The sequence below is a fragment of the Streptomyces parvus genome (assembly GCF_032121415.1).
Classification (GTDB): Bacteria; Actinomycetota; Actinomycetes; order Streptomycetales; family Streptomycetaceae; genus Streptomyces; species Streptomyces globisporus_A.
The window spans coordinates 2,417,619-2,434,230 of record NZ_CP135079.1 but is presented as its reverse complement, the minus strand read 5'-3'; the positions used below and the strand labels follow the sequence as shown (position 1 = coordinate 2,434,230).

18 protein-coding genes and 1 riboswitch are annotated in these 16,612 nt (G+C 70.9%); of the genes, 14 read left to right on the top strand and 4 right to left on the bottom strand.

Annotated features, from left to right (window positions below; genetic code table 11):
* Nucleotides 1-16 precede the first annotated feature (16 nt).
* Entirely contained in the window at nucleotides 17-685 is a 669-nt protein-coding gene (locus RNL97_RS11870) for an RDD family protein (protein WP_030591782.1), read from the top strand.
* An 8-nt stretch (nucleotides 686-693) separates the two neighbouring features.
* Here the strand turns inward: RNL97_RS11870 and RNL97_RS11865 are convergent, their stop codons facing one another.
* The gene (locus RNL97_RS11865; protein WP_030591779.1) at nucleotides 694-1,014 is read right to left on the bottom strand and encodes a hypothetical protein; all 321 of its coding nucleotides are present in this window, start codon (nucleotides 1,012-1,014) and stop codon (nucleotides 694-696) included.
* Nucleotides 1,015-1,442: 428 nt separating this feature from the next.
* Here RNL97_RS11865 and RNL97_RS11860 point away from each other — a divergent pair, with 428 nt between their 5' ends.
* Both RNL97_RS11860 and RNL97_RS11855 read left to right on the top strand, forming a co-directional pair.
* Entirely contained in the window at nucleotides 1,443-3,845 is a 2,403-nt protein-coding gene (locus RNL97_RS11860; RefSeq protein ID WP_313750675.1) for an immune inhibitor A domain-containing protein, read from the top strand.
* A gap of 124 nt (nucleotides 3,846-3,969) precedes the next feature.
* On the top strand, nucleotides 3,970-4,392 hold the full coding sequence (locus RNL97_RS11855) for a hypothetical protein (RefSeq protein WP_313750673.1): 423 nt from the start codon (nucleotides 3,970-3,972) through the stop codon (nucleotides 4,390-4,392).
* A gap of 38 nt (nucleotides 4,393-4,430) precedes the next feature.
* On the opposite strand, the gene RNL97_RS11850 is transcribed toward RNL97_RS11855, so the two are convergent.
* Together RNL97_RS11850 and RNL97_RS11845 are read right to left on the bottom strand one after the other, a co-directional pair.
* Nucleotides 4,431-5,021, bottom strand: a complete 591-nt coding sequence (locus tag RNL97_RS11850; protein WP_030591770.1) for an isochorismatase family protein — start codon at nucleotides 5,019-5,021, stop codon at nucleotides 4,431-4,433.
* A 222-nt stretch (nucleotides 5,022-5,243) separates the two neighbouring features.
* Nucleotides 5,244-6,572 (bottom strand): nicotinate phosphoribosyltransferase, encoded by a 1,329-nt coding sequence (locus tag RNL97_RS11845; protein WP_030591767.1) that lies wholly within the window; start codon nucleotides 6,570-6,572, stop codon nucleotides 5,244-5,246.
* A 79-nt stretch (nucleotides 6,573-6,651) separates the two neighbouring features.
* On the opposite strand from RNL97_RS11845, the gene clpS reads away from it, so the two are divergent.
* The 10 genes from clpS (at nucleotide 6,652) to RNL97_RS11795 (ending at nucleotide 14,699) form a co-directional block, all read left to right on the top strand.
* Nucleotides 6,652-6,969 (top strand): ATP-dependent Clp protease adapter ClpS, encoded by a 318-nt coding sequence (gene clpS, locus RNL97_RS11840; protein WP_026241551.1) that lies wholly within the window; start codon nucleotides 6,652-6,654, stop codon nucleotides 6,967-6,969.
* A 51-nt stretch (nucleotides 6,970-7,020) separates the two neighbouring features.
* On the top strand, nucleotides 7,021-7,638 hold the full coding sequence (locus RNL97_RS11835; protein WP_313750672.1) for a DUF2017 domain-containing protein: 618 nt from the start codon (nucleotides 7,021-7,023) through the stop codon (nucleotides 7,636-7,638).
* A 344-nt stretch (nucleotides 7,639-7,982) separates the two neighbouring features.
* Nucleotides 7,983-9,434: an amino acid permease gene (locus RNL97_RS11830; RefSeq protein ID WP_243314117.1), complete on the top strand. Its 1,452-nt coding sequence runs from the start codon at nucleotides 7,983-7,985 to the stop codon at nucleotides 9,432-9,434.
* A 170-nt stretch (nucleotides 9,435-9,604) separates the two neighbouring features.
* Nucleotides 9,605-10,027, top strand: a complete 423-nt coding sequence (locus RNL97_RS11825) for a M67 family metallopeptidase (RefSeq protein WP_006124878.1) — start codon at nucleotides 9,605-9,607, stop codon at nucleotides 10,025-10,027.
* Nucleotides 10,028-10,044: 17 nt separating this feature from the next.
* Nucleotides 10,045-10,235, top strand: a riboswitch (cobalamin riboswitch).
* A gap of 38 nt (nucleotides 10,236-10,273) precedes the next feature.
* Nucleotides 10,274-11,275 carry an ABC transporter substrate-binding protein gene (locus RNL97_RS11820; RefSeq protein WP_313750671.1) on the top strand — a complete coding sequence of 334 codons (1,002 nt, stop codon included), beginning with the start codon at nucleotides 10,274-10,276 and terminating at the stop codon, nucleotides 11,273-11,275.
* Entirely contained in the window at nucleotides 11,272-12,312 is a 1,041-nt protein-coding gene (locus RNL97_RS11815) for a FecCD family ABC transporter permease (protein WP_243314116.1), read from the top strand. Before RNL97_RS11820 ends, RNL97_RS11815 begins: the two co-directional genes overlap by 4 nt.
* A gap of 64 nt (nucleotides 12,313-12,376) precedes the next feature.
* Nucleotides 12,377-13,174 carry an ABC transporter ATP-binding protein gene (locus tag RNL97_RS11810; protein ID WP_030591753.1) on the top strand — a complete coding sequence of 266 codons (798 nt, stop codon included), beginning with the start codon at nucleotides 12,377-12,379 and terminating at the stop codon, nucleotides 13,172-13,174.
* Between the two features lie 69 nt (nucleotides 13,175-13,243).
* A complete protein-coding gene (locus RNL97_RS11805) occupies nucleotides 13,244-13,372 on the top strand; it encodes a putative leader peptide (protein ID WP_256123298.1) in 129 nt (42 codons plus the stop codon).
* Nucleotides 13,373-13,470: 98 nt separating this feature from the next.
* Nucleotides 13,471-13,749: a MoaD/ThiS family protein gene (locus RNL97_RS11800; RefSeq protein ID WP_010062059.1), complete on the top strand. Its 279-nt coding sequence runs from the start codon at nucleotides 13,471-13,473 to the stop codon at nucleotides 13,747-13,749.
* Entirely contained in the window at nucleotides 13,749-14,699 is a 951-nt protein-coding gene (locus tag RNL97_RS11795) for a PLP-dependent cysteine synthase family protein (protein WP_030591750.1), read from the top strand. Before RNL97_RS11800 ends, RNL97_RS11795 begins: the two co-directional genes overlap by 1 nt.
* Before the next feature lie 107 nt (nucleotides 14,700-14,806).
* Here RNL97_RS11795 and RNL97_RS11790 read toward each other — a convergent pair whose 3' ends face one another.
* Nucleotides 14,807-15,334 (bottom strand): type II toxin-antitoxin system PemK/MazF family toxin, encoded by a 528-nt coding sequence (locus tag RNL97_RS11790; RefSeq protein WP_313750670.1) that lies wholly within the window; start codon nucleotides 15,332-15,334, stop codon nucleotides 14,807-14,809.
* A gap of 238 nt (nucleotides 15,335-15,572) precedes the next feature.
* On the opposite strand from RNL97_RS11790, the gene RNL97_RS11785 reads away from it, so the two are divergent.
* On the top strand, nucleotides 15,573-16,325 hold the full coding sequence (locus RNL97_RS11785) for an MBL fold metallo-hydrolase (RefSeq protein ID WP_243314114.1): 753 nt from the start codon (nucleotides 15,573-15,575) through the stop codon (nucleotides 16,323-16,325).
* Nucleotides 16,326-16,612 lie beyond the last annotated feature (287 nt).

The following is a 16,612-nucleotide window of genomic DNA, read 5'->3' as shown; positions in this document are numbered from 1 at the left end:
GGGATGCACTGCCCCCATGAGCAACGACCAGCCGACGCCCGGCCAGCCGCCCGAGGACGACGATCCGTTCCTCAAGAAGCCGCAGGAGCCCCCGCCGCCGTCCGACGGTCAGCCGTACGGCAGTGCTCCGCCGCCCCCGCCGCCTCCGCCCCCGCCGAACGATCCGTACGGCAGCGGCGGCGGGTTCGGGGCGCCCGACCCGCTGGCCGGGATGCCGCCGCTCGGCGAGCCGGGGAAGCGGATCCTGGCGCGGCTCATCGACTTCCTCATCATCTCGATCCCGCTGTATCTGATCTCGCTGCCCTGGGGCGGCGCGGTCGACGTCAACGGGGACGGCGACGACGGGTTCGGGGACGCGGTCGCCGGCGGGTACAGCGGGCACCAGCTCCTCTGGTCGATCATCGGCCTGGTGGTCTACGTCGCCTACGACACCTACTTCACCCACAAGGACGGCCGCACGCTGGGCAAGCGGCTGCTGAAGCTGCGCGTCGCCATGCTCAACGACGGGCGGGTGCCGGACACCGGGGCCGCGCTGATGCGGGCGGTCGTGCTGTGGGCCCCGGCGCTGCTGTGCTGCCCGTGCCTGTGGTGGCTGATCAACATCGTGCTGATGTTCACCGACAAGCCCTACCGGCAGGGGCTCCAGGACAAGGCGGCCAAGACGGTCGTCGTGGCGGCCCGCTAGCGATCCGGCTAGCGACGCAGCGAGTGCTCGTTCCTCCGCGCCGACGGACGCGCGGACGAACGCGCCGCCGGGACCCGCTCCCGGGCCCCGATGCCCTCCAGGGCCTGGTGCGTTCGGGCGGCGGCGGAGGCCCGGTGGGACCCGTCCGCCGTCCGGTGGCCGGGGCGCGGCAGGCGTACGGCGACCAGGAGGCCGAGGGCCAGCGCGGTCGTGGAGACGGCGGCCACCCCCACACCGGACTCCGTGCGGAACAGCAGCAGCAGGGCGAGCGTCGTTGCGACGACGGTGGCCGAACCGTAGGCGAACTGTGCGGCGGTCGGACGCGGCATGACGGATTCCGTCCTCGGGACGTCGGATGGGCGGGCGGCGTTCGGTGCGGTCGTGCGCGCCGAACGACCCTACGACGGTGGATGCCCGAGCCGGACCGGTAGTAAGCGTGACCTAACACACGGTACCGGTGCACAGGGGGCGCACGGAGTCACGGCTCTCACCAAACGGACAGTGGGACGCGCCTGTCGAAGCGTTCGACCCGGACGGATCCGGGCCGGTCGACGCTCCTTTGCCGTTCCCATGCCCTTCTCATACCGTCCGTATACCGGAAGAGCGCTCCGCATAGTGCACTTGGTCTGTTCAAGTCAAGGACTGTCTTTTCTCTCATTACTCCGATCAAATGTCGTCACTTGTGACGCGTTTACGCGTGCGGCCCTCTCCATACCCCCCTGGCCGCAGCGCGGACGCCCGGGGAGGACTGCTTCAAGTGACCAATCAGAGACGGGCGCTTCGCGCCGCCGCCGTTGTCGTGGCCATGGCCGCGACCGCCGCGACGGCGTCGACCTTCGCCACCGCCCAGGCGCATGACAGCTCATCAGGTTCCGGTGTCTCCACCGTCGACCGCCGTGACCCGGCGCCGGCCAAGGGGCATGTGGAGCACAACCTGGAGGGCCCCTTCAGCGAGCAGCAGGCCGAGCAGCGCGAGGCCGCGCTGGAGCAGGTGCTGGCCGGGGACAAGAAGGTGGCGAACCGGAGCGGCTCCAAGGTCGTCAAGCTCGGCGACAAGAAGTACGTGGAGCTCGGCCGGGAGAAGACCGACAAGATCTTCACCATCCTGCTGGAGTTCGGCGACCAGGTCGACGACACCACGATGTTCGACCCGGACGGCGACGGCCCCAAGCCGCCCGTCAAGAAGTACGGCGGCACCCCGGGCCCGGCGCACAACAAGATCGCCAAGCCGGACCCGGAGAAGGACAACAGCACCGCCTGGAAGTCCGACTACAACCAGGAGCACTTCCAGGAGCTCTACTTCGGCGAGGGCAAGGGCGTCCACTCGCTCAAGACCTACTACGAGAAGACCTCCTCGGGCCGTTACTCGGTCGAGGGTGAGGTCTCCGACTGGGTCAAGGTCCCCTACAACGAGGCCCGTTACGGCTCCAACTACTGCGGCCAGTCCAACTGCGCCAACGTGTGGGACGCGGTCCGCGACGGCGTGAACGCCTGGGTCGCCGACCAGAAGGCCAAGGGCCGCACCGACGCCGAGATCAAGGCGAACCTCGCCGAGTACGACGAGTGGGACCGCTACGACTTCGACGGCGACGGCAACTTCAACGAGCCCGACGGCTACATCGACCACTTCCAGCTGGTCCACGCCGGTGAGGACGAGTCGGCCGGCGGTGGCGCCGAGGGCACCAACGCCATCTGGGCGCACCGCTGGTACGCGTACGGCACCAACGCCGGTGCGTCCGGCCCCGCGAACAACAAGGCCGGTGGCGCCCAGATCGGCGACACGGGTATCTGGGTCGGCGACTACACCGTCCAGCCCGAGAACGGCGGCCTGGGCGTCTTCGCCCACGAGTACGCCCACGACCTCGGTCTGCCGGACCTGTACGACACCTCCGGCGGCGGCGAGAACTCGGTCGGCTTCTGGTCCCTGATGTCGGCGGGCTCCTGGCTCGGCACCGGCACGGGCGAGATCGGCAACCTGCCCGGCGACATGACCTCGTGGGACAAGCTCCAGCTCGGCTGGCTCGACTACGACAAGGCCAAGGCCGGCAAGACCTCGCTGCACAAGCTGGGCGTCTCGGAGTACAACACCAAGGACCCGCAGGCGCTCGTCGTCGAGCTGCCGAAGAAGGCCGTCACCACCACCGTCGTCAAGCCCGCCGAGGGCGCGAAGCAGTGGTGGAGCGACATGGGCGACGACCTGTCGAACACCCTGACCCGCTCGGTCGACCTGACCGGCAGGTCCAAGGCCGCGCTCGACCTTTCGGGCTGGTACGACATCGAGGCCGACTACGACTACCTCTACACCGAGGTGTCCGACAACGGCGGCACCAGCTGGACCGCGCTCGACGGCACCGCCGACGGCAAGGCCATCCCGCGCGACGCCAGTGACAAGCCGGCCCTGACCGACGTCTCGGGCGCGTACAAGAAGCTCTCCTTCCCGCTGGACGCCTACGCGGGCAAGAAGGTCGACCTCCGCTTCCGCTACCAGACGGACGGCGGCGCGGGCGGCAAGGGCTTCGCGGCCGACGCCATCACCATCACGGCCGACGGCGCCGAGCTCTTCTCGGACAACGCCGAGGGCGACGACAACGGCTGGACCGCCAAGGGCTTCTCGCGGATCGGCGAGTCCTTCACCCAGGACTACCCGCAGTACTACATCGCGGAGAACCGCCAGTACGTCTCCTACGACGAGACGTTGAAGGTCGGCCCGTACAACTTCGGCTTCTCCGGCACCCGTCCGGACTGGGTCGAGCACTACGCGTACCAGAACGGTCTGCTGGTCTGGCTCTGGGACACCTCCCAGAAGGACAACAACACCTCCGTCCACCCGGGCCAGGGTCTGATCCTGCCGATCGACGCGCACGCCAAGCCGCTCAAGTGGAAGGACGGCTCGCTCCTGCGCAACAAGATCCAGCCGTTCGACGCCCCGTTCAGCTGGTACCCGAACAAGGGCTTCACGCTCCACAACGCGGACGTGCCGCTGTACATCAAGCCCAGCCTGGGCAACCCGGTCTTCGACGACCGGAAGGGCACCTACTGGTACAAGGAGAACCCCACGGGCAGTGTCAAGGTTTCTGACACGAACACCCGCATCTCCATCGTCCACGAGCCCGTGGACGGTCGGACGATGAGCGTCCTGGTCAGCCCCTCGGGCCGCTGATCAAGTAAAACCGCAGGTCAAACCATGATCGGCCGTCGCCCTCTAGCGGGCGGCGGCCGATCGTGTTTAGGTGCGTCTTGTTCACATCCTTATTGACACGACGTCTCACGGGGGAGCGTGGAGCATGGCAGGCGGAGGTTTCTGCAAGTTGCCGAACGGCACGGTGGTGGTCGCCCTGACCCTCACCAGACCGGCCGACGGCACAGGTCCCGGCAGCGGTACGGGAGCGGGGCCCGGGGCTCCGGTACGGGTGCTGGTGCACGCGGTGAACCGGGCGCGCGCCCTGACCAGGCTGCGCAATCTGGGGCTGCGGGCGGTCTATCTGCGCGGCAACGACCAGCCGCCGACGCCGGACGAGGTCACGGCGGTGCTGCACCATCCGGACGGTCTGCTGTGGCGGGCCGCCCCGCAGGCGGAGCCGGCCGCCCGGCCCGGCGGCCCGGGGCGACAGGCGTCGGCGCCGGGGTCGTGCCAGGAGCTGTGGCACCCGATCAGGGCGCTGCTGGGCCCCGGCGGGTACGCCGGACCGGCCCGCCCGGCAGCCTAGGACTCGCTCGGACGGGGCCGGCGGCCCGAGCCGCTGGGCTAGGACGCGACGACGGGTGTGCCGGAGAGCTTCACGCCCGCCGTCCGCAGCTCCGACAGGGCCCGTTCCGTGGTGGCCCCGGAGACGCCCGCGGTCAGGTCCAGGAGCACATGGGTGACGAAGCCCTCACGGGCGGCGTCCAGCGCGGTGGCCCGGACGCAGTGGTCGGTGGCGATGCCGACCACGTCGACCTCGGTGACCTCCCGGTCGCGCAGCCACTGGGCGAGGCCGGTCCCGTTCTCGTCGGAGCCCTCGAACCCGCTGTACGCGGCCGAATACGCCCCCTTGTCGAAGACCGTGTCGATGGCACCGGAGGCGACGGCGGGCGCGAAGTTCGGGTGGAAGCCGACGCCCTCCGTACCGGCGACGCAGTGCACCGGCCAGGAGTCGACGTAGTCCGGGGTCGGCGAGAAGTGGCCGCCCGGGTCGATGTGGTGGTCGCGGGTGGCGACCACATGGCGGTAGGCGGGCTGGGCGTCACCGATCAGGTCGGTGATGGCGGCGGCGACGTCGGCACCGCCCGCCACCGCGAGGCTGCCGCCCTCGCAGAAGTCGTTCTGAACGTCCACGACGATCAATGCGCGGTGCATGGCGGGTGTCCTTCGGTGGGGGCGGGAGCGGGGTGGGGACGGGGATGGGGGTCAAGCGGCGGCCCCGGGGGTCCGGGGTCTCCGGGAGGTTGCCGGGGGTTCGAGCCTAGGCACTGGAACGTCACAATCAAGCCCCGTCCGCGAAACCCCCGGTTGCGGACCGGCCCGGTCCGCGCGCCCGGCGCGGCCCCGGGCCGGTCCGCCGGGCGTGCGCGGACCGGCTCAGGCGTACTCGGTCGGGATCACCGGCTCGCCCCGCGACAGCTGGCTCGCCGACATCGGCAGCCCGGCGCGCGCGGCCACGTGCCGCTCCCGGACCGCGTCCAGCGGCTCGCGGGCGACCACCTCGCCGCCCCGCACCAGCTCCACCAGCAGCTGCCGGCCGGCCAGCTCCTCGGGGACCGGGCCGGTGCCGATCACCTCGGCCTCGGCGACGCCGTGCCCGTCGGTCCGGCGCGCGGCCCACTTGCGACCGCCGACCGACGACTTCGCGCCGAGCGACTTCTTGGCCACCGGCACCAGCGGGGCGTCCGGCTCCGCCGAGCCGGCGCGGGCCACCAGCTTGTAGACCATCGAGCAGGTGGGGTGCCCGCTCCCGGTGACGAGCTGGGTGCCGACCCCGTACGCGTCCACCGGCGCGGCGGCCAGCGACGCGATGGCGTACTCGTCCAGGTCCGAGGTCACCACGATCTTCGTGCCCGTCGCCCCCAGCTCGTCCAGCTGCTGCCGCACCCGGTGCGCGACCAGCAGCAGGTCCCCGGAGTCGATCCGTACGGCGCCGAGCTCGGGTCCGGCGATCTCCACGGCCGCCCGGACCGCCTCGGTCACGTCGTACGTGTCGACCAGCAGCGTCGTGCCCCGGCCGAGCGAGTCCACCTGCGCCTGGAACGCGTCGCGCTCGCTGTCGTGCAGCAGGGTGAAGGCGTGCGCGCTGGTGCCGACCGTCGGGATCGCCCAGCGGAACCCCGCCGCCAGGTCGGAGGTGGCGTCGAAGCCGCCGACGTACGCCGCACGGGCGGAGGCGACCGCGGAGAGCTCGTGGGTGCGGCGGGCGCCCATCTCGATCAGACGGCGGCCCCCGGCGGCCGCCGACATCCGCGAGGCGGCGGCAGCGATGGCGGAGTCGTGGTTGAGGATGGAGAGGATCACCGTCTCCAGCAGCACGCACTCGGCGAAGGACCCCTCGACCCGCAGGATCGGGGAGCCGGGGAAGTAGACCTCGCCCTCCGGGTAGCCCCAGATGTCACCGCTGAAGCGGTAGCCCGCCAGCCATTCGAGGGTCGGCTCGTCCACGATGTCCTGCTGGCGCAGGAAGCCGATCATCTCGTCGTCGAAGTGGAAGTTCTCCACCGCGTCCAGCACCCGCCCGGTGCCCGCGACGACGCCGTAGCGCCGCCCCTCGGGGAGCCGACGGGTGAACGCCTCGAAGACCGAGTGGCGGTCGGCGGTGCCGGCCTTGAGGGCGGCCTGCACCATGGTCAGTTCGTACTGGTCGGTGAAGAGCGCGGTCGACGGAACGCCGACCCGCCGACCGAGGTCCGCTGTGTTCATGGCTGGGATGCTACCCCCTATTCGTCAAAGTGACGAGATGTGGGGTCCGTTTGTGCGCCTGGCCCGCCCGGGTGGCAGCATGGGACAGGTGAGCGTTGCTACCCCGCTAGAGATCGAACGTCCCGATTCGGCCGAGGAGACCTTCGCGGTCCCCGAGCCGGACGTCCCGTGGGTGACGCTCGTCCACAACGACCCGGTCAACCTCATGAGCTACGTGACCTACGTCTTCCAGGCCTACTTCGGCTATTCGAAGGACAAGGCCCACAAGCTCATGCTGGACGTGCACCAGAAGGGCCGCGCCGTCGTCTCCAGCGGCAGCCGCGAGGAGATGGAACGCGACGTCCAGGCCATGCACGGTTACGGGCTGTGGGCCACCCTCACCCAGGACCGCAACTAGAGCCTCCCCCGCCCCGCCACCCGCCCCGTTCGATCCACCATCGGAGAATCCATGGCCGGCCATTTCGAGGCCACCCCAGGCGGCGGCGCGGCCGTCGCGCTCGACGAGGTCGAGATCTCCATCCTGCGCTCCCTCGCCGTCCAGCTGCTGGAGCTGATCGGCCCCGGCGACCAGCCCGCCGACGGCGAGGGCCCGCTCGCCGCCCTCTTCGCCGAGGGCCCCAGCAAGCCGCCCACCGACCCGGCGCTCGCCCGGCTCTTCCCCGACGCCTACGGCGGGCCCGAGGCGTCCGCCGGGGCCGGGAAGCCGGAGGAGGAGCACGAGCTGCGCGAGCGGGCCGCCGAGTTCCGCCGGTTCACCGAGGTGGACCTGCGCTCCGGCAAGCGTGACGACGCCCTCGCCGTCGTCCGCACCCTGGACGCGCTCTCGCCGGCCCCGGAGGGCGGGGCCGTCCTCACCCTCACCGGCGACGAGTGCCTCAGCTGGCTCCGCTCCCTCAACGACCTGCGCCTGACCATCGGCACCCGGCTGGAGGTCTCCGACGAGGACCAGGGCGAGGAGGGCTCGCTCTACCGGCTCCCCGACGCCGATCCGCGCAAGCCCATGGTGATGGCCTACCTCTGGCTCGGCGCCCTCCAGGAATCCCTGGTCGAGACACTGATGCCGTAGGCAGCCTCCGGAAAAGCCGAGCCGCCCACCCCGCCGGGGTGGGCGGCTCTTCGCTCAACGGACGCTCAGATCCGAGTAACGATCCCCCCAAGTCATTCGGGTCATTCGTGCCGGGCAGTGCCTTTCGTTCCCTTTTGCCTGTGGTGTGCACCACAGAATGTCCCACGGTGTCCTGTGACGGCCGTGATAAATCTTCACGACCACCCGGGGACGCCACCCCTGTTTCCCGGGGGCGCTACACACCGGCCGAACGCCGGTCGCACTCCATCCATATCCGGGGGGATCAGGACCTGATCCGCAGCCTTGTACGGCGCGCGGATCGGCGTGGAGAAAGGCGCACCACCATGACATCGGCGCAGGTCGACAAGGGACAGGTCGACAAAGGTCAGCCCGGCGGCAATGCCGGGGACGCCGGAGCCGGCGGTGAGGGATACCAGCGCGGTCTGGGAGCTCGCCAGATTCAGATGATCGCCATCGGCGGAGCCATCGGCACCGGGCTCTTCCTCGGCGCGGGCAAAGCCATCGACCGGGCCGGGCCCAGCCTCATCCTGGCCTACGTCATCGCGGGCCTGGTCATCTTCTTCATCATGCGGGCCCTGGGCGAACTGCTCATGTACCGCCCCGTCTCGGGTTCCTTCTCGGAGTACGCCCGCGAATTCATCAGCCCGTTCTTCGGATTCGTCACCGGCTGGACCTACTGGCTGTTCTGGGTCGTCACCGGAATCACCGAAGTCACCGCCGCCGCCACCTATATGACGTACTGGTGGAACATTCCGCAGTGGCTGTCCGCCCTGGTGTTCACCGTCATTCTCTACGGCGCCAACCTGATCTCCGTGAAGCTCTTCGGTGAGCTGGAGTTCTGGTTCTCCATGGTCAAGGTCACCGCCATCATCGGCATGATCCTGATCTGCGCGGGCGTTCTCACCATCGGCTTCTCCGACGCCGGTGAGACCGCGACCGTCTCCAACCTCTGGAACGACGGCGGATTCTTCCCCAACGGAATCACCGGCACCCTCATGACGCTCCAGATCGTCATGTTCGCCTTCCTCGCCGTGGAACTCGTCGGCGTCACCGCCGGGGAGTCCAAGGACCCCGAGACCGTGCTGCCCAAGGCCATCAACACCGTGCCGTGGCGCATCGCCGTCTTCTACGTCGGCGCGCTGATCATGATCCTCTCGGTCGTGCCGTGGTCCACCTTCAAGCCCGGCGTCTCCCCGTTCGTGAAGGCCTTCGAGGAGATGGGGCTCGGCGTCGGCGCCGCCATCGTCAACTTCGTCGTCCTCACCGCGGCGCTCTCCTCCTGCAACTCCGGCATGTACTCCACCGGCCGCATGCTCCGCGACCTCGCCCTCAACGGCCAGGGGCCCCGCGCCTTCACCAAGCTGACGAAGAACGGCCTGCCGCTGGTGGGGACCACGTTCTCCGCCGCCCTGATGCTCGTCGGCGTCTGGATCAACTACCAGTGGCCGGGCGAGGCGTTCAACTACGTCGTCTCCTTCGCGACCATCTCCGGCATGTGGGCCTGGATCATGATCCTGGTCAGCCAGATCCGCTACCGCCGCAAGGCCGACGCCGGTCTCCTGCCGCAGTCCTCGTTCAAGGCCCCGGGCGCCCCGTTCACCAGCTGGTTCGCGCTCTGCTTCATCGGCATGGTCATCGTGATGATGGCGATCGACAAGGACGCCCGGATCTCGCTCTACTGCGCACCCCTGTGGGCGCTCATCCTCTTCGTCTCCTACCGGGTGCTCCGGTCGCGCGCCACGGAGCCGGAGAAGGCCACGACCGAGACCCGCTGACCCGGAGGGCCGGGGCCCGCCCCGGGAGCCTCACCGACCCCGAGGGCGGGCCCCACGACCACCCTCCTCCCGGACCGCCCCGACCGCCCCAAAGGCCGACGGCGTCCAGCATGCGGCCCTCCGCGTACCACCCACCGGTACGCGGGGGGCCGCCTGCTTATCCTGGCGCCATGCTGACCATCACCCAGACGCTCTACGACCAGATCGTCGCCCACTCCCGCGCCGACCACCCCGACGAGGCGTGCGGAGTGGTCGCGGGCCCGGCCGGGACGGACCGCCCCGAGCGCTTCATCCCGATGCTCAACGCCGCCCGCTCGCCCACGTTCTACGAGTTCGACTCCGCCGACCTCCTCAAGCTCTACCGCGAGATGGACGACCGCGACGAGGAACCCGTGATCGTCTACCACTCGCACACGGCGACCGAGGCCTACCCCTCCCGCACCGACGTCACGTACGCCAACGAGCCCGGCGCCCACTACGTCCTGGTCTCCACCGCCGACACCGACGGCTCGGGCCCCTTCCAGTTCCGCTCGTACCGCATCGTGGACGGCGAGATCACCGAGGAAGACGTCCAGGTCGTCGACGCGTACTGAGCCCCAGGTGCCGCGCGGAGCCGCCGAACCGGTCTGGCACACTGCACCCGAACCCATCAAGGCGGCAGGAACCAGGAAGCCGGTGCGAATCCGGCACGGTCCCGCCACTGTGACCGGGCCCCCTCCCACGCGGACGCGTCCCCGACAGGACGCACCGCACCGGAGGGCGGCCCGGAAGCCAGGAACTGGCCGGCCGCCTTCTCGCATCGACCAGGGGACGCGGAAATCCCCCGGAGAGGCCCCGCCATGACCTGGCGCACCCCCGCGCTCATAGCCGCCGTGCTGCTCCCGCTCGCCCTCACCGCCTGCTCCGCCTCGGAGAACGCCGACGCCGAGCCCGAGGCCGCGGCCACCAGCGAAGGATTCCCGTACACCGTCGAGAACTGCGGTGTCACCACCACGTACAAGGCCCCGCCGAAGCGCGTGGTCACCATGAACCAGCACGTCACCGAGATCATGCTGGAACTGGGCCTGGAGAAGTCCCTCGTCGGAACCGCCTACCTCGACGACCAGGTCCTGCCGAAGTACGCGAAGGACTACGCCTCCGTCCCCGTCCTCGCCAAGGAGTACCCCTCCTACGAGCAGGTCCTCGCCGCGAACCCCGACTTCGTCTACGGCGGCTACGCCAGCGCCTTCACCGCCGGTGACGGCCGCGGCCGCGAGGCGTTCAAGAAGGCCGGCATCGAGACCCGCCTCAACACCGAGAGCTGCACCAAGGACGACCAGCCCATGGACACCCTCTACGAGGAGATCCGCGAGGTCGGCCGCACCTTCGGCGTCAGCGACCGCGCCGAGGCATGGATCGACCAGGCCAAGGCCGACACCTCGGCCACCGCGAAGAAGCTGGCCGGCCTGAAGCCCCTCTCCGTCTTCGTCTACGACAGCGGCGACAAGACCGCCTTCACCGCGGGCGGCGAGGGCATCGGCAACGAGCTGATCGAACGGGCCGGCGGCACCAACGTCTTCGCCGACCTCGACAAGCCCTTCGGCGACGCCTCCTGGGAGAACGTCGTCGACCGCAGGCCCGAAGTCATCGTGATCTACGACTACGGGGCCACCACCGTCGAACAGAAGAAGAAGCGCCTCCTCACCGACCCGGCCCTCGCCGGCGTCCCCGCCGTCAAGAACCAGCGCTTCGCCGTCATGCCGCTCTCCGACGCGGTACTCGGCGTCCGCGTCCCCGCCGCCGTCGACAAGCTCGCGGCCCAGCTCCACCCGGAGGCGGGCAAGGCGGCCACCACCCCGTGACCTGCCGCGCCTCCGCCCCGCGGCGGCCGCTCGGTTACGTCCTGGTGCTCGGCGGCCTCGCCGCGCTCCTGGCCGTGACCGTGCTGGCCGCCCTCGCCCTCGGCTCCGTCCGCATCCCGCCCGGCCAGGTACTCGACATCCTGACCGGGCGGGCGGAGGCGAGCCCGTTCCGCACGATCGTCCTGGACGTGCGGCTGCCCCGGGTCCTGCTCGGCATCCTCGTCGGCGCCGGACTCGCCGTCATCGGCACCGTCCTCCAGGCCCTCGTACGCAACCAGCTCGCCGACCCGTTCCTCCTCGGCGTCTCCTCCGGAGCCTCCACGGGCGCGGTCCTGGTCATCGTCCTCGGTATCGGCGCGTCGCTCGCCACCACCGTCACGATCCCCGCCGCCGCCTTCGCCGGCGCCCTGCTCTCCCTGCTGCTCGTCTACACCCTGGCGCGCGGCGGGGGCGGCATCACGACCAACCGCCTCGTCCTCGCCGGCGTCGCCGTCTCCTACGTCCTCTCCGCCCTGACCAGCCTGATCCTGGTCACCTCCGCCCGCGCCGACCACCTCCAGGAAGTCCTCTACTGGACCCTCGGCGGCCTCGGCGCCGCCCGCTGGGACATGCTCGCGCTCCCCGCGACCACCCTGGTCGCGGGCACGGCGGTCCTCCTCACCCTGGCCCGCCCGCTCGACCTGCTCCTGGTGGGGGAGGAGGGCGCGACCGTCCTCGGCCTCGACACCGCCCGCTTCCGGGCCGCCGTCTTCGTCCTCGCCTCCCTGATGACGGGGGTGCTCGTCGCCTACAGCGGGGCGATCGGCTTCATCGGCCTGATGGTCCCGCACATGGCGCGGATGGCGGTCGGCGCCGCACACCGCGCACTCCTCCCGGTCGTCGCGCTCGGCGGCGCGGTGTTCCTGGTCCTCGCGGACCTGGCCGCCCGGACGCTCGCCGCCCCGCAGGACATCCCGGTCGGGGTGCTCACGGCCCTGACCGGCGGCCCGTTCTTCCTGTGGATGCTGCGGCGCAGGCCCGAAGGAGCACCGGCATGAGGCGCGTACGTCCGAGCCGGGGGAGCGCCGGCACGACGAAGCCACGTCCCGAGGGAGCCCACCCGTGACCACCCTGCGCACCGAAGGCCTCTCGTACGGGACCGGCGAGGGCCGCCACCTCGTCGACGCCGTCGACCTCACCGCCGCCGACGGCGAGACCGTCGGCCTCGTCGGCCCCAACGGAAGCGGCAAGACCACCCTCCTGCGCTGCGTCTACGGCACCCTGCGCCCCACCCACGGCCGGGTCCTCCTCGACGGCGACGACCTCGCCGCCCTTCCCGTGAAGGCCCGCGCCCAGCGCATCGCCACCGTCCCGCAGGACGGCCACGCCGGATTCGAGCTCACCGTCGGCCAGGTCGTCGCGATGGGCCGCGCCCCGCACAAGCGGTTCTGGGAGGCCGACACCGCCGCCGACACCGCCCTGGTCACCGAGGCCCTCGACCGGGTCGGGATCGCCGCACTCGAACCCCGTGCGTTCGCCTCCCTCTCCGGCGGCGAACGCCAGCGGGCCCTGGTCGCCCGCGCCCTGGTCCAGCAGCCCTCGCTGGTCGTCCTGGACGAGCCGACCAACCACCTGGACATCCGCTACCAGCTGGAGATCCTCTCCCTGGTCCGCGAACTGGGCACCACCAACCTCCTCGCCCTGCACGACCTCAACCTCGCCGCCTACTACTGCGACCGCCTCTACGTCCTCAAGGACGGCCGGGTCGTCGCCTCCGGCACCCCGGAAGAGGTCCTCACCGCCGAACTGCTCGGCGAGGTGTACGGCGTCGCCGCCGAGGTCAGCGCCCACCCGAAGACCGGCGCACCCACGGTCGTCTACCTGCCGGAGGGCCCCGGACACCCCATCATGTCCACATAGCGACCACCGACCATCCACCATGTGGGATCACACTCGGGTTTCCGCACAGGGAATCGATACGATGCCCGCATGGTTCCCCATGACGTGAGCAACAAGACGCCGGGCACGCTGCTCGTCGCGCGGCTGCACGTCGACCTGTGCAGGCTCGCGAGCGCGATCTGTCCCACCCGCAGCCTGCCCGTGAGCCGCCCGGCCTGAGCCGCGGTCCGCGCGCCCACCCACACGCACCACCCCCCGCGCGGGGGCAGAAACGCGCGCCCCACGCCACCTCTCCGCTTTCGACAGGAGCCCACGCCATGGCCATCGAGGTCCGCATCCCGACCATCCTCCGCACCTACACCGACGGCGCGAAGGCCGTCGAAGGCACCGGGGACACCCTCGCCGACCTCTTCGCCGACCTGGAGAGCCGCCACACCGGCATCCGTGAGCGCATCGTCGACGGCGAACAGCTCCGCCGCTTCGTGAACGTCTACCTCAACGACGAGGACGTCCGCTTCCTCGACGGCATCTCCACCAAGCTCAGCGACGGCGACAACGTCACGATCCTTCCGGCCGTCGCCGGCGGCATGCGCTGATGCGGTACGACTCCCCGCTGGCGGCCGTGGGGAACACGCCCCTCGTCCGCCTCCCGCGGCTGTCCCCGTCCGAGGAGGTCCGCATCTGGGCCAAGCTGGAGGACCGCAACCCCACGGGCTCGATCAAGGACCGCCCGGCGCTCCACATGGTCGAACAGGCCGAGAAGGACGGCCGGCTCACCCCCGGCTGCACCATCCTGGAGCCCACCAGCGGCAACACCGGCATCTCGCTCGCCATGGCGGCCAAGCTCAAGGGCTACCGCATCGTGTGCGTCATGCCGGAGAACACCTCACAGGAACGGCGCGACCTGCTCGCCATGTGGGGAGCCGAGATCATCTCCTCCCCGGCCGCGGGCGGCTCCAACACCGCGGTCCGCGTCGCGAAGGAACTGAGCGAGCAGCACCCGGACTGGGTGATGCTCTACCAGTACGGCAACCCGGACAACGCGGGCGCCCACTACGCGACCACCGGCCCGGAGATCCTCACCGACCTCCCGTCCATCACGCACTTCGTGGCGGGCCTCGGCACCACGGGCACCCTGATGGGCGTCGGCCGCTACCTCCGCGAGCACCGTCCCGGCATCCAGATCGTCGCCGCCGAACCGCGCTACGACGACCTGGTCTACGGGCTCCGCAACCTCGACGAGGGCTTCGTCCCCGAGTTGTACGACGCCTCGGTCCTCACCACCCGCTTCTCGGTCGGCTCCGCCGACGCGGTCACCCGCACCCGCGAACTCCTCCAGCAGGAGGGCATCTTCGCGGGCGTCTCCACCGGCGCCGCCCTCCACGCGGCGATCGGCGTGGGCCGGAAGGCGGTCAAGGCGGGGGAGAGCGCCGACATCGTCTTCGTGGTGGCGGACGGCGGCTGGAAGTACCTGTCGACGGGCGTCTACACGGCAGAAACGACGGAAGCCGCAATCGACACCCTCCAGGGCCAACTCTGGGCGTAGGCGCTCGGGAGCAATCCCGTCCCGTCCGGCGGTCGAGGAGGATCTTCAAGCCCCTCCGGCGAACGGGGAGCGGGGTGAGGGGCAACGCGCCGAACGGGCCCCGCCCCTCACCCCGCCGCCGACTTCCGCACCCGCTCCCACAGCCCGGGATCCACCGCCCCCACCCGCCGCCGAAACGCGTCGACCCGCACCTCCCGCAGCTCATCCGTCTCCAGGAAGCTCTGCCGCCCCCGCCGGTCCCCGACCGTCCCGGCCGGCAACGCGATCACCCCGGGCCGCTCCTCGTGATGCTTGCTGGTGATCTTCGCGACCAGCGCCGTACGCCCCCGGCCCCGCCCCCGTACCGAGATCACCAGACACGGCCGGTCCTTCGACCCGGGCCCGTCCTCGTACGGCACATCGGCCCACCACACCTCGCCCGCCCGCGGCACCCGCCCGTCCGGCCGCGAAGGCCGCGACGACGGTGAAGGCCGCGAGGGCCGCGACGGGGGCCGGGCCGACCCCTCCGGCCGCCCCGACCGCCCGGGTCGCCGAGACCGGGGCCCCCGGTCCGAACGCCCCCGGCCGTCCACCACCGCGGCGACGAGCGCGAGCAGAACCACGGCGACCAGCGCCACCCACCAGAACGTGTTCATCCCCCGACCGTACCGGCGGGCGGAGAACGCCCCCCGAGGGCCGGACCGTGGGCGCGCTTCCATCGAACCGGTGACAGAGCAGGTGAGTTCCCCCACAACGGAGGGCAGCGGAGGAGCGACGTGGAGTTTCGCGCCTTACGCTCGACGAACCGCAAAACCGATCCCGCAGGAACCGGCACCAGGCTCCGGCGGCTCGCACGAACCCTCCCCGTTCCCGCGCCCCGGAGGTTCACGCTCCATGAAGCTCACCGTCGTCGGCTGCTCCGGCTCGTTCCCGTCCAAGGGGTCGGCATGCTCGAGCTACCTCGTAGAGGCCGACGGCTTCCGGCTGCTCCTCGACATGGGCAACGGCGCCCTCGGCGAGCTGCAGCGCCACGTCGGTCTCTACGACCTCGACGCGATCTTCCTCAGCCATCTGCACGCCGACCACTGCATCGACATGTGCGCGTACTTCGTCGTGCGCTACTACCCCCACGGCGGCGACCGCCCCCGCCCCCTCCCGGTCTACGGCCCCGAGGGCACCGAGCAGCGGCTGACCGCCGCCCACGGCGACACCCCGCACGACCGGGCGATGAGCGAGGTCTTCGACTTCCACACCCTCAAGCCGGGGTCCTTCGAGATCGGCCCGTTCTCGGTCCGTACGGAGAAGCTCTGCCACCCCGTCGACACCTTCGGCATCCGGGTCGAGCACGGCGGCTCCTCCCTCGCCTACTCCGGCGACACGGGGGCCTGCGAGGCGCTGGAGGACCTGGCCCGGGACGTGGACCTCTTCCTCTGCGAGGCGTCGTTCGTCGACGGCAAGGAGGACATCCCCGACCTGCACCTCAACGGCCGCGAGGCCGGCGAGGCGGCGGCCCGCGCCGGAGCGCGCCGGCTCGTCCTCACCCATATCCCGCCGTGGACCGACGCCGACCGCAACGCCGCCGACGCCCGCGCGGCCTACCCGGGCCCGGTGGAGCTGGCGGTCCCGGGAGCGGTGTACGAGCTCTGAGACGGCGGCCGCTCCCCGGGGCCGGGCCGCTCTGCGGGACTGCCCGGATGATCACGATCAGACCCGCGCGGGACGGCGACCTCGACGGCTTCCTGACCCTGGCCGCCCAGGTCGAGCACTGGTTCGGCCCCATGGTCGAGGAGCCGGGTTCCACCGGGCGGTGGAGGCCCACATCCTCACCGGGCGGCGCTGATCGCCGAGGCCACGGAGCCCGCCGCCCCTCCGCCGACGCCTCCGGCCCGGTCGGCGGGCTGCTCTTCGGCGCCGACCCGCCCACGTACCACGTG

Bases quoted from the DNA above. Each gene is read 5' to 3' on its own strand.
- RNL97_RS11870 (WP_030591782.1), top strand. From the start codon at position 17: ATGAGCAACGACCAGCCGACGCCCGGCCAGCCGCCCGAGGACGACGAT.
- RNL97_RS11865 (WP_030591779.1), bottom strand. From the start codon at position 1,014: ATGCCGCGTCCGACCGCCGCACAGTTCGCCTACGGTTCGGCCACCGTC.
- RNL97_RS11855 (WP_313750673.1), top strand. From the start codon at position 3,970: ATGGCAGGCGGAGGTTTCTGCAAGTTGCCGAACGGCACGGTGGTGGTC.
- RNL97_RS11850 (WP_030591770.1), bottom strand. From the start codon at position 5,021: ATGCACCGCGCATTGATCGTCGTGGACGTTCAGAACGACTTCTGCGAG.
- RNL97_RS11845 (WP_030591767.1), bottom strand. From the start codon at position 6,572: ATGAACACAGCGGACCTCGGTCGGCGGGTCGGCGTTCCGTCGACCGCG.
- clpS (WP_026241551.1), top strand. From the start codon at position 6,652: ATGGGACAGGTGAGCGTTGCTACCCCGCTAGAGATCGAACGTCCCGAT.
- RNL97_RS11835 (WP_313750672.1), top strand. From the start codon at position 7,021: ATGGCCGGCCATTTCGAGGCCACCCCAGGCGGCGGCGCGGCCGTCGCG.
- RNL97_RS11830 (WP_243314117.1), top strand. From the start codon at position 7,983: ATGACATCGGCGCAGGTCGACAAGGGACAGGTCGACAAAGGTCAGCCC.
- RNL97_RS11825 (WP_006124878.1), top strand. From the start codon at position 9,605: ATGCTGACCATCACCCAGACGCTCTACGACCAGATCGTCGCCCACTCC.
- RNL97_RS11820 (WP_313750671.1), top strand. From the start codon at position 10,274: ATGACCTGGCGCACCCCCGCGCTCATAGCCGCCGTGCTGCTCCCGCTC.
- RNL97_RS11805 (WP_256123298.1), top strand. From the start codon at position 13,244: ATGGTTCCCCATGACGTGAGCAACAAGACGCCGGGCACGCTGCTCGTC.
- RNL97_RS11800 (WP_010062059.1), top strand. From the start codon at position 13,471: ATGGCCATCGAGGTCCGCATCCCGACCATCCTCCGCACCTACACCGAC.
- RNL97_RS11795 (WP_030591750.1), top strand. From the start codon at position 13,749: ATGCGGTACGACTCCCCGCTGGCGGCCGTGGGGAACACGCCCCTCGTC.
- RNL97_RS11790 (WP_313750670.1), bottom strand. From the start codon at position 15,334: ATGAACACGTTCTGGTGGGTGGCGCTGGTCGCCGTGGTTCTGCTCGCG.
- RNL97_RS11785 (WP_243314114.1), top strand. From the start codon at position 15,573: ATGAAGCTCACCGTCGTCGGCTGCTCCGGCTCGTTCCCGTCCAAGGGG.